A 12,244-nucleotide genomic window follows, 5' to 3' on the forward strand; every position below is an offset into this window, starting at 1 on the left:
TTTATTTTACTAATATTTTTTTAGTGTATTTTGTTTTAGAGTTGGTGATGTATAGTAGGTAAATACCTTTTTTTAGTGTAGGAATTTCTACGTCATACGTATTAGCATCAGCACTATTTGTGTTTAATACTTCTTTCCCTAAAACGCTATAAATACACACTTTTGATTTTGGAAAACCAATAACTCGTAAGTTTCTATTGTTGGTTAAAAAAGCATTTTGGTTGGCAACTTCTATGTTATCTGTTGATAAAACTTGCGATGTTGTATGCAGGTAAAAACGACCTATACCACTTGAGTTTTCTGACAGTATTACTTTATAATTTTCGTTGTTGTTGCTTAAATTGGTAAACGTATTGTTTTCTCTATCTTCTAAATATACTTTTAAATTGTTAGGCAGGTTTTCTACGATTGCCTTAAATACTATTTCTTTTCCTTTACTGGCTTTGATACCTATTGGAATTATCATTTGTTCATAATCTGTATCTGGTAAGCTTTGCGTGGTGTAATCTTGTCCTGTAGAGCCTTCTAACAAATGGGTATAAATATCTAAACTTGCGCCTCCAAAGTTGCCTATATCATACCCTGGGTCTAAGCCTTTTGTAGCAAAATCAAAGTATTTAATATCTGTATCTACAGTTGTGCTTTCTGAAGTAATAGTTAGTGATATGCTTGGGGTTGTGTTTGCTGTTTTACCAAATGTACCTCCTGTTGCTGGTTGTATGGTTCTTTTGTCTTGATTAAAATCAATATTGGTAATGGCTGCTTTGGTCTTAACAAAAAACCCTTGACCTGGTGCTAAACTTGCCTCTGAACTTACCAAAGATTTGTCTACATATTTATTTTGGGAATTGTCCCAAACATAAATAGCAATATTATTAGCATCAAAATTATTGAGGTTGTCTTGTATAAAGTTAGCATTGCTATTTGCATTTACTGGTACAAAAGCTGTAAACGGATTACCAATAGCATTCCATTTAGAGGCAACTACCGTTTTTTGATGATTGCTAGTTTGTAAAGTACCTGTAAAAGTTACAGCCCCATCTGTTGCTCTGGAAAAGGAATAACTTCTACCTAGCTCAAATGTTGTGTTTGGATTGTTTGCTAAAAAATCTGCATCATAATACACCCATTTAGAACCTATATTTTGGGTATCATCATAATAAGCAACTGCATATCTGTTAGGGCTTACTGTTGTATTAACACGAATATTATTATTGGCATTCTCTACAAAATCTTTTATGTTTTGACCTGCAACAGGAGCGGTTACCAAATGCCATTTGTTGGCCAACAAACCTCCTCTTTCATATGTTACATTGCCTGTTGATGTGCCTTTTACAAATAATACTCCACTGTTTGCTCCTGTAGAGGTAATGGTTGTGTTACCTCCGTTTGTGAAGTTACCATTTATGGTTAATGAATTGCCTGAATTTATAGCAAGTGTACCATTATTTTCTAAATTATTAGCTAAACCATCTGTATCTACAGTTACCGTATTTTCTGAGGTTATGGCAACATTATCTGTACCTAAAGGTAAATTATTTGTACTCCAATTACTAGCTGAGTTCCAAGTGGTATTTTCTTTGAAAATTACAGTATTTGCATCATGAAAATTAATACCTAGATTAGAAGATGCATTCACAACATTATCTACTTGGGTTTGAAATACACCAGTAAAAACTGTTTGGTTAAACGTGAAACTAATATTACTAATATCGTTGTTGTTACCATGAGAACTAGCTTTTCCACTAAAAGTTAGAGTTGCTGTTTTTAAATCTGAAGAAACAATAACGCTTTTGGATAAACCACTAATAGAAGGGCTTATAGTCACTTCACTACTTATACCTCCTTGGGTATTGAAAGTTTCACCCGTAAGTGTTACTACAACACTTCCTGAAACTGTACCATCATTGGCAGCAGTTTCCATAAAACCTGTGCCAGAAAAATGTAGGTAACCATTATAAAAAGTGATGCTTTTTCCTGTACCTCCACCTGCTAATTGATGTCCTACTTCTGTGGCATTGTTTCCTGTAAATGCACTATTGTTAAAGGTTATAACTAGGTCTGTTATATTGTTTTCTATACGATGGTTTGTAGCTTTACCAGAAAAAGTTAAGGTTGCAGTTAGCCCATCTGCTGCTACTGTAATTGTTGGTGTTAATCCAGAAGGCATATTCGTAATAGCATAATCTGTATTGTATGTTAAGTTATTGCCTGCATTTGTAAATGTTTCGCCAGAAATAGTAGCAACAATACTGCCTGTCATGCTACCATCATTATCTGTGCTTTCATGAAAGCTACCTGAATAACTTATGCTTTTATCAAAAAAAATGATTCCTTGATTAGAAATAGCGCTAACTGCATTTGTTACATTAGCTGCAGGTGTATTTGTAAAAGCAGCATCTAAAAATGAAAACGAAATGTTATTTATATTTTGAGTGGGTGTATGAGGATTTGCAGACCCAGAAAGGGTTAATGTAGCTTTATCTTTTACTTGTGCTACCATCACTCTATTTGTACCGTCTTTAGAAACTGCAACAAACTTACCATTACCATAGGTTAAGCCTTGCCATGTATTTTGTTCTGAAGACGCTAATTTAGACCAAGAAATACCATCTTGTGAAAACATAGCTCTATTGGTACCATCTTCTGAAAGAGCAACAAATAAACCCCCTCCAAAACTAATGGCTTTCCAATTATTGGGTTCTGTTGCTGTTCTTTCTATCCAAAAAACACCATTATTGGTAGAGGTAAGTACTTTATCTCCTTCTGATGCAATATTAAGGTTACCCCTAACAGCTACAAAGGTGTTATTGCCAAATGCAATTCCGTAATAAGAACCTAATTGTGGTATTGAATTATATGTCCAATTTATAGCATCTGTACTTATTCCAAATTCATCATTACCATCTTTAGCAGCTGCTAATACAAACCTATTATTACCAAATGCAACATCAAATGGTTCTCCAAGAGCTGACCCATTCAAAGCAAAAAGACCAGGTATATAATTCCAAGTTGTACCATTATCTGTAGAATAATTAATGTAAACAAATCCTCCAAGAGTCCCAACAGCTAAAATGGTAGATCCTCCATGAACAACTTTACGAAAAGAAGGAAAACTTCCTCTTCTACCACCATCAGATTGTCTTAAAGTCCAAGTAATACCATCAGTAGAGGTCATAATATTATTTTGTGCTTGTGTTGGGTTATCACCTACTGCAACAAAAACACCATTGCCATAGGTTATACCATACCAAGCAGCAACTTCAGTAACATTAGGTGTGTTTCTTGGCGTCCACGTAATTCCATCAGGAGAAGTCATTACTCTATTTGTTCCAGAAGATGCTACAGCTACAAACAAGCTATTGCCATACGTTATGGCTTGCCATGAGTTGGTTGGTACATTTACCGAAGACCAACTATCTATAATAGGCCCTGTTGTAGTAATATTTGTTGTAAAACCAGCAGGCACATTGCCTAGTGTAACATGAGTATTTGTGAGCGTTGATGCCGTAAAAGAATCGCCTATTAACTCTGCAGTAATGCTACCATTTACAGTACCATCGTTTGTGTTATTTTCTACAAATCCAGGGCCTGAGTAGGTAATGCTTTGCGCAACTACATTTAAGCTTACCAGAGTTAGAACAATGATAAATAGGTGTGTTTTTTGTTTTAAAAAACATAAACAGTTATACATTTTTAAAAACAAAAATTGGTTGTTTGTAAAATAGGTTCTTTTCATTTTTCTTAGATTTTTATAGCTTAATTAAAATTTAGATGTTTTTTATGTTTTTAAGCGTTTGTATTTTTTGTTGAATTTTTTGATTTGTTTGCCAAATATGATGCAACTTTTTAATCATTTTTAATAAATAAAAAACACACAAAAGGGTAAGAGATATGAGAAAGTAAACAGATAAAAATTGAGTAATTGTAATAATTGTAATTAAAGCAAGCACCAAACTAATAGCTACAATTATTTTAATAACCATTTGAGCACGTATGCTATTTTCATCTAAAGTACTTTGTAATGATTTTAAGTGTATTCTATGTTCTGTCAAAACGAAAAACTTTTGACAATACTACTTATAATAAGGGTTTTAGAACCTAACCTTTAGTATAGGATTAGAAAATTTGAGTAAAAAAAAGCTTTTTTTATTTTTTAGAGTACATAAGTTTAGAACTAATTTCTGTTCTTCGATTAATATCTAACTTACTATATAAATTATTGGTGTGGAATTTTACAGTACTAACAGAAACAAATAATTTATGTGCTATTTGTTGATTGTTTAAACCTTTTGTTATTTGAACTAAAACATCTGTTTCTCTTTCAGTAAGGTCGTGTTTTTTGGAAAGCTCTTCAATTTTTAATGCAATTTCTTCTTGAGAATTTTCTATCCTTTTTGTTTTTATTTTAGTTAATTCTTGCACAGTTTCTTGCAATTGCTGTTGCATTTTAGCAATGATATGTTCTTGTTTTATTCTGTTTCTTTTTGATCTTTTAAACAAGGCATAAATTATTAATAAAAGACCTAAAATTGTAATCATAAAAAAGATTTTATTTTGAAAAATTCTTTTTTTCTCTTCTTTTATGCGTTCTTCATATTGCAATAAACTTTCGGTATTACTTATTTGATCTGTTTTTAACTTTTTTAACTGTGTAGATCTTATTTTTTCTATAGAATCTGCATATTGCAATTGTAATTGTACATTATTGTTACGTTTAGCAATGTTTAATTCATTTTCATAATAAGTAATAATATGGTTTTCATCATAACTAAAAGCTCTAATGAGTTTATTGTAATAACGAGCGCTGTCTATATCATCTTTTTTTAAATAATAATTTGTATATAAGGAATTCTTATGATAATTATAATAACTGTCTAACAAATAATTATTAGGAATCTTATCTATATATACTTTAGCACTATCATATTGATTTAAATCTCTATAATTTAAAGCAATAATGCCCAAGAAATACACATAAGCATCTAAAGACTTTTTGAACTCAGGTAACTTCTTTTTTATAATTCTGTTAGACTCTTCATATTTACCTTCAGAAAATTCAATAAGCCCATCATAAGAACATGTAATTGCACCTATTTCATCTCCAAATTCTTTATGAATTGCAATAGCTTTATTGTAATTTTCAATGGCTTTATCATACAAACCTACATCAATATATTCATCGCCTAAAGTTCTGTAAACATTAGTTGTATAATGTTTATATCCATATTTTTCAGCTAAATCTATTACTTTGTTAAAGTGATGCATTACACTATCGTATTTACTTAAATAACGATAGGCGCACCCTTTTATAAAATGCGATTCTATAGTATAAAGAGGTAAGTCTTTTTTAAGAATTTTTTGTTGTAAAGAATCTAATATTTTAAAAATTTTTCTGGGTTCATCTTCGCCAACACCTATTAATGAATCCATTTTTACTAATAGATTCTTTTCATAGTAAATTCTTTCTTTTTGACCAAAGGATAAGTAAGAATAGAGTATAATAATATATAATATTTTATACCTTAAATGTTTCAATATAAATTTATTTTTTATAATCAGAACCCACCAAACACTTATTGTTTTTCCATTTTCCTTTTAAAGAATTAACAGAAATTACCTTGCCTTCACAAGATAAGAAATTTCCTTTTTTATCTTTTTTAATGATTTTCATTTTTCCTTGATGAATGGCATTAATTACTCTAAATATCAATCCTTTTTTAGAAATAGCACTACCTTTTCTTGTTAATTCTAAACCTTTTTCATTATTCCACAAATCCATGGTTGATGAAATTTCATCTGGCACAACACCATCTTCTAACTTTCTTTTTTTAAAGGTTTGGTAATTTTCTTTTTCGTGAGCTTTCCCCAAAGAACGTGCTGCTGTTTTACCAATTTCTTGTCGTAAACGAGCCATCCAATAGGCATGCCTAAAAGCATCTACTTGACCTCCATTTCCATCTCCATCTAATAAATTTGTTTTTTTTATAGAATCTGCAACCCTATTTGTTTCATTAGAAATTTCTAAAGATTTTTTAGCTTTAAAAGGATGTAATAATACCCAAGTTTTTTTAGGCCCAGAAAGCTTAAAAAAATCATCTAAGTTAGATTGTGAAAATATTTGAGTTGATAAAAAAAGTAATAAGAATACTATTTTTCTCATCTATTTAATTTCAAAACTAGAAGAAGCATCACCAATTTTCACTATATATTTACCTTTTGGTAAATAATACTCACCATTTTGAGCTTTACTAATTTTACTTTTAGAATTTGCTTTTTGATAATTTTTTAATCCTTTTTTAGAGAATGATAAATTAAAGATCGCTTCATTATATCCTTTATCTGCTTTTACAGAAATTGAATTTACAAGTGTTTCTCCTTGATAGATATCTAAAGAAATTGTATTAGCTGTTTCTGTATAAAAAGGAATAGTTAATTCTGGTTTATAAGCATCACTCCAACTAGTTCTTGAGCTTCCCCAATTACCTCTTTTTCTAACATCATCTATACTAAAAACATGTTCTTTTTTTGCTAATATTTCATCAGTTAATAACTGTAAATTTGAAATGTCAGCAATATATAAACTACGACCATGTGTACCTACTACCAAGTGCTTAGCTTTTGGCTGTATTACTAAATCATGCACTGCAACATTTGGTAAATTTTTGTCAAAAACTTGCCAAGAATCACCTTGATTTAAAGAAACATACAATCCATTATCTGTACCTAAATACAATATATTTTCGTTTACAGGATCTTCCTTAATTACGTTAACTGAAGATGTTGGAATTGATTCTCCTATGTTTTTCCAAGTCTGTCCATAATCATTAGACATATACACATAAGGTGTAAAATCATCAAATCTATACCCATTTAAAGTTACATAAACTCTTTCTTTTTTATGTGATGAAGCTACAACTCTAGAAACCCATAAATTTTGTGGTAAGTTGTTAGAAATACGTGTCCAACTTCCACCACCATTTTTAGTAAGGTTGATGTATCCATCATCTGAACCAACATATAATAATCCAAATTGAAAAGGGCTTTCACTTATTGAAGTTAATGTACCATAAGCTACATTCCCTTTTTTACCTCCAGTAGTTAAATCTTCTGAAATAGTTTCCCAATCATCTCCTTGATTTAAAGATCTGTGCAATTTATTACCTCCTAAATATAAAATGTCTTGATTGTGCTTAGACAATAAAATTGGAGTTTGCCAATTAAAACGATATGGATTTTCACCTAAAGTATGTTTAGGCTGAATATATTTATTTCTACCTTCTCTATCTACTCTAAAATAATTTCCAAATTGGTATCCTGTATAAACAATATTTGGGTTTCTATCATCTACTTGCACTTGCATTCCATCACCTCCCATAATAGATTCATATGGATTTTGACCTGATGCTTGCCATCTTTTATTTACTCTTGCATTATGGTCTGCAACCCAAACACCATTATCTTGTAGACCTCCATAAACCTTGTAAGATCTTTGGTTATCTGCATACACTGAGTAAAACTGACCCACAGCAGGATTGTTTAATTTAATCCAACTTTCTCCATCATCATAAGAAAGATTTAAACCACCATCATTACCATTTAATAAATGTCCTTTTTTATTAGGATTAACCCATAAAGCTTGATGATCTGAATGTACATTTTCTCTACTTATAGAAGTAAAAGATTTTCCACCATCTTTAGATTTTAGAATAGGTACACCTAAAACATAAATAGCGTTTACATCTTGTGGATCTACTCTAACTTCTCCAAAATAATATCCATAAGAATAATATAAACCATCTATATAACCTTCATGTGTTCTTTTCCAAGATTTACCACCATTTGTAGTTTTAAAAACTTCTGCACCAATAACAGGTGTATCAAATAATAAAGAGTTTGCGTCTTCTAAATATTTAGCTAAATCAATAGGCTTTACAGAACCTACTCTTACCATTTGTTTTACATTTTCTGCTCTATATTTTTCTTGAAAACCATTTGTTTTTAAATACGCGTTTAACTCTTTGTCAGATAATTTTAAAAAGTCTTCATTAGACATTGTTTTAAAATCTTCTTTTGTTAATCCATTAGAACTTTTGCTTTTTTTATCACTAGGTCTTCTAAACTGGCTATCATGCAAAGCATAAACTGTATTTTCATCATAAACAGCTAAACCTATTCTACCAACTCCATCACCTTCAGGAAAACCATTTTTCTCAGAAATTTTTGTCCAAGTATTTCCTGCATCTGTACTTTTATAAATAGCAGAGTGTTTTCCAGAACCATCAAAATTCCACGCTTTACGTTCACGTTGCCAAGAAGCAGCATACATAATATTGAAATTTTGTGGAGCAGCCTCTACATCTATAATACCTGTATCACTATTTATAAATAAGGTTTTGCTCCATGTTTTTCCTCCATCAGTAGTTTTAAAAATACCTCTTTCTTTATTTGGAGAATATAAATGCCCAATAACACCTATAATAACCTCATCACTATTTTTTGGGTTAATTAAAATTCTACTTACATGATGAGAATCTGGTAATCCCATATTTTGCCATGTTTTTCCTTGATCTGTAGATTTTAAAATTCCAATTCCTGCATAAGAAGATCGTGAAGAGTTTTTCTCTCCTGTTCCTACCCAAATCGTTCCAGATTTCCAGTCAATAGCAATGTCACCAACATTTTGTGTTGGTGAATTATCTAAAACTGGTGTAAAAGTTGTTCCGTTATTATTGGTATACCATAAACCTCCAGATGCATAACCCACGTAAAATTCTGTAGGATTATTTGGATTTACATCCACATCTGCAACACGTCCACTCATTATAGTAGGACCAATATTGTTGAAATTGATGTTTTTTACGATTGATTTTTTATGAAGTTGCTCTTTCTGAATTAATGATTCTTGAACTTCTTTGGCTTCTGTAATATTCTGTGCTACAATATTTAATGATAATAATGCACACAAAGTAAAAACTATATTTCTCATAAAAATGGTGGTTTGTTGATGTATTGTTGTAAACAACATTTAAATTATTTTACTAAAATATTAGTTTTTGAATACATCTTTTAGCAATTATTGTTAATTTTTCTTAAATTGGACTCAATTAATCAATTAAATTTTTAAAAATGGGACTTTTATACACAATTATTATTGGAGCAATTTGTGGTTATATTGCAGATGTTTTAATGAGAGATAATGGCTTTGGGCTAATTGTAAATATTATTATTGGTATTGCAGGTAGTTTTGTAGGTAAGTGGTTGTATGGAGAATTAGGTATTCATGTTAATGTTGGTATTGCTTGGCTAGAAGACATTATTGTTGGAGCTACTGGAGCTATTGTAATTTTATTTTTAGTTGGTGTGCTTAGAGGCACTAGACGTAGAAGAAGATAAAACAAATAAATTCAACTATATTTTTAAAAGATGCTTAAAAGGCATCTTTTTTTATTTTCTGTATATTTTTCTTTTAAGAGAAAGAATCAAACTACATTTGCAACTACTTAGAAGAGACATATATTTAGTTTGTTTCTTAATAAAACAATACTATGTCATTTGAATCTTTAGGATTATCAAAAGCTTTATTGAAAGCTATACAAGAAAAAGGTTACACTACTCCATCACCTATACAAGAAAAAGCAATTCCTCATATATTAGAGGGTAAAGATGTGTTAGCTTCTGCACAAACAGGAACAGGAAAAACAGCGGGTTTTACTTTGCCAATATTACAGTTTTTATCTGAAACAAAACACCCAAAATATAGGCCTTTACGTGCTTTAGTACTTACACCTACAAGAGAATTAGCTGCACAAGTTTATGATAATGTTAGAGAGTATAGCAAATATGTAAATATAAAATCTGCTGTAGTTTTTGGTGGTGTAAAACCTGCATCTCAAATAGCAACACTTAAAAAAGGTGTTGATATTTTAGTAGCCACACCTGGAAGATTATTAGATCTACATGATAGAAAAGCAGTCTCTTTTAAGAGAATTGATGTTTTAATATTAGATGAAGCAGACCGAATGTTAGACATGGGATTTGCAAGAGATTTGAATAAACTTATCAGCTTTATGCCTGCTAAACGTCAAAATTTATTGTTTTCAGCAACGTTTTCTAAAGAAATTAAAAAATTAGCTGAAGGAATTTTAAGAAATCCTGTGGAAGTTGAAACTGCTCCAAAAAACTCTACTGCAAAAAAAGTTTCTCATCAAGTTTATAAAATTGATAAAAAAAGAAAAACTGAATTTACCATAGAGCTTATTAAAGAAAATAATTGGAGTCAAGTTCTAATTTTTACAAGAACCAAACATGGAGCAAATAGACTAACAGAAAAATTAGTAAAGTCTAAAATTTCGGCAGCTGCTATTCATGGAAATAAAAGTCAAGGAGCAAGAACAAAAGCTTTAAAAAACTTTAAAGAAAATTCTATAAAAGTTTTAGTGGCAACAGATATTGCAGCTCGTGGTTTAGACATCCCTTTATTGCCTCATGTTATCAATTACGAATTACCAAATGTACCAGAAGATTATGTACATAGAATTGGTAGAACAGGTAGAGCAGGTGCAGAAGGCGAGGCTATTTCTTTTGTTTGTAGTGAAGAAACAGAATACCAAAAAGAAATAGAAAAACTTTTAGGAGAAAAACTAAAAAGCTCTGTTGTAGAAGGCTATGAACCAACAGATACAGCTGCACCAAAAAGAGCAGCTACCCAAAGTAAAGGTTCTTTTGGTAAAAAGAAAAAAGGATCTAATACAACTTCATCAGAAAAGAAAAAACCTAGAAAAAAACCTCATTTTAAAGGTAATAAACCATCCAATTCTTTAGGAAGAAAAAGACCTAATAAATCGTCTAAAAAACGTTTTTAAGTTGATTTTTTCTTGGTGTTTTTTATTGTTACATTTGTGTCTCAAACAAAATTTAACATGAAATACCATTCTATAAACTCAGCATTATTTATTAAAAATCGTAAAAACTTTATGGCTCAAATGAAGCCAAAAAGTATGGCTGTTTTTAATGCTAATGACATTTATCCTATTGGAGCAGATAGCACAATGCCTTTCGAACAAAATAGAGATTTATTTTATTTAAGTGGGGTAGATCAAGAAGAAAGTGTTTTAATCCTTTTTCCTGATTGTCCAAATTCTGAGCTAAGAGAAGTGTTATTTGTTAGAGAAACCAATGAGCATATTGCTGTTTGGGAAGGTGAAAAATTAACCAAAGAAGCTGCCACAAAAACAAGTGGTGTACAAACTGTTTATTGGCTTCAAGATTTACATAAAATTTTGTTTGAAATGAGCTCTTATGCAGAGACTTTTTATATAAACACCAATGAACATTATAGAGCTGCAGTTGAAACTGAAACACGTGAAGATAGATTTAACAAATGGTTATTGGCTAAATATCCTGCACATGCTGTAGCTAAAAGTAACCCTATTTTACAACGCTTACGTTCTGTAAAAGACAATATTGAATTAGACTTAATGCAGCATGCCTGTAATATTACTGAAAAAGGGTTTAGAAGAATTTTAGGTTTTGTTAAACCAGGTGTTTGGGAATATGAAATTGAAGCTGAATTATTACATGAATTTGTTAGAAATAGATCTAAAGGTTTTGCATATACTCCAATAATTGCAAGTGGTAACAATGCAAATGTATTGCATTATATAGAAAACAACCAACAATGTAAAGATGGTGACTTAATTTTATTTGATATTGCTGCAGAATATGCCAATTACAAAAGTGATTTATCTAGAACAATCCCTGTAAATGGTCGTTTTACAGAAAGACAAAAAGCAGTTTACAATGCAGTAAATCACGTAAAAAAAGAAGCAACAAAATTATTAGTGCCTGGTACTATTTGGAAAGATTATCATGTAGAGGTTGGTAAAATAATGACATCTGAATTATTAAAACTTGGATTAATAGACAAAGCAGATGTGCAAAATGAAGACCCAAAATGGCCTGCATATAAAAAATACTTTATGCATGGTACCTCACATCATATTGGTTTAGATACACATGATTATGGTTTATTGCATGAGCCTATGCAAGCAAATATGGTTTTTACAGTTGAACCTGGAATTTATATTCCTGAAGAAGGTTTTGGTATTAGACTAGAAGATGATGTAGTTGTGCAAGATAAAGGAGAGCCTTTTAACTTAATGGGTAATATACCTATTGAAGCTGATGAAATTGAAGATTTGATGAACAAATAAAGATTAAAAATCGAAGTTACTTTAAAGCT

The 12,244-nt window shown here is 30.7% G+C and carries 8 protein-coding genes; 3 read left to right on the plus strand and 5 right to left on the minus strand.

The annotated features are described in order from the left end of the window. Position 1: 1 nt before the first annotated feature. The 5 genes from ACFOWD_RS03065 to ACFOWD_RS03085 form a co-directional block, all read right to left on the minus strand. Positions 2 to 3,739, minus strand: a complete 3,738-nt coding sequence (locus tag ACFOWD_RS03065) for a T9SS type A sorting domain-containing protein (protein ID WP_377408015.1) — start codon at positions 3,737 to 3,739, stop codon at positions 2 to 4. A gap of 31 nt (positions 3,740 to 3,770) precedes the next feature. Further along, positions 3,771 to 4,055 (minus strand): hypothetical protein, encoded by a 285-nt coding sequence (locus ACFOWD_RS03070; RefSeq protein WP_377408018.1) that lies wholly within the window; start codon positions 4,053 to 4,055, stop codon positions 3,771 to 3,773. Between the two features lie 94 nt (positions 4,056 to 4,149). After that, on the minus strand, positions 4,150 to 5,433 hold the full coding sequence (locus tag ACFOWD_RS03075; protein WP_377408020.1) for a LuxR C-terminal-related transcriptional regulator: 1,284 nt from the start codon (positions 5,431 to 5,433) through the stop codon (positions 4,150 to 4,152). A 112-nt stretch (positions 5,434 to 5,545) separates the two neighbouring features. Then, a complete protein-coding gene (locus ACFOWD_RS03080) occupies positions 5,546 to 6,163 on the minus strand; it encodes a DUF6973 domain-containing protein (protein ID WP_377408022.1) in 618 nt (205 codons plus the stop codon). Then, the gene (locus ACFOWD_RS03085; RefSeq protein ID WP_377408024.1) at positions 6,164 to 8,989 is read right to left on the minus strand and encodes a WD40/YVTN/BNR-like repeat-containing protein; all 2,826 of its coding nucleotides are present in this window, start codon (positions 8,987 to 8,989) and stop codon (positions 6,164 to 6,166) included. A 140-nt stretch (positions 8,990 to 9,129) separates the two neighbouring features. On the opposite strand from ACFOWD_RS03085, the gene ACFOWD_RS03090 reads away from it, so the two are divergent. The 3 genes from ACFOWD_RS03090 (at position 9,130) to ACFOWD_RS03100 (ending at position 12,215) form a co-directional block, all read left to right on the plus strand. Beyond that, entirely contained in the window at positions 9,130 to 9,396 is a 267-nt protein-coding gene (locus ACFOWD_RS03090; RefSeq protein ID WP_298990480.1) for a GlsB/YeaQ/YmgE family stress response membrane protein, read from the plus strand. 152 nt (positions 9,397 to 9,548) lie between these two features. Beyond that, positions 9,549 to 10,865, plus strand: coding sequence for a DEAD/DEAH box helicase (locus ACFOWD_RS03095; RefSeq protein WP_377408026.1), 1,317 nt, complete (start codon positions 9,549 to 9,551; stop codon positions 10,863 to 10,865). A gap of 57 nt (positions 10,866 to 10,922) precedes the next feature. Further along, the gene (locus ACFOWD_RS03100; protein WP_377408028.1) at positions 10,923 to 12,215 is read left to right on the plus strand and encodes an aminopeptidase P family protein; all 1,293 of its coding nucleotides are present in this window, start codon (positions 10,923 to 10,925) and stop codon (positions 12,213 to 12,215) included. Positions 12,216 to 12,244: the final 29 nt, after the last annotated feature.

Source organism: Polaribacter marinivivus (genome assembly GCF_042651285.1).
GTDB lineage: Bacteria > Bacteroidota > Bacteroidia > Flavobacteriales > Flavobacteriaceae > Polaribacter > Polaribacter marinivivus.

Excerpts from the sequence above, each read along its gene's own strand:
- ACFOWD_RS03080 (WP_377408022.1), bottom strand. The coding sequence starts at position 6,163 with ATGAGAAAAATAGTATTCTTATTACTTTTTTTATCAACTCAAATATTT.
- ACFOWD_RS03085 (WP_377408024.1), bottom strand. The coding sequence starts at position 8,989 with ATGAGAAATATAGTTTTTACTTTGTGTGCATTATTATCATTAAATATT.
- ACFOWD_RS03065 (WP_377408015.1), bottom strand. The coding sequence starts at position 3,739 with ATGAAAAGAACCTATTTTACAAACAACCAATTTTTGTTTTTAAAAATG.
- ACFOWD_RS03090 (WP_298990480.1), top strand. The coding sequence starts at position 9,130 with ATGGGACTTTTATACACAATTATTATTGGAGCAATTTGTGGTTATATT.
- ACFOWD_RS03095 (WP_377408026.1), top strand. The coding sequence starts at position 9,549 with ATGTCATTTGAATCTTTAGGATTATCAAAAGCTTTATTGAAAGCTATA.
- ACFOWD_RS03075 (WP_377408020.1), bottom strand. The coding sequence starts at position 5,433 with ATGGATTCATTAATAGGTGTTGGCGAAGATGAACCCAGAAAAATTTTT.
- ACFOWD_RS03100 (WP_377408028.1), top strand. The coding sequence starts at position 10,923 with ATGAAATACCATTCTATAAACTCAGCATTATTTATTAAAAATCGTAAA.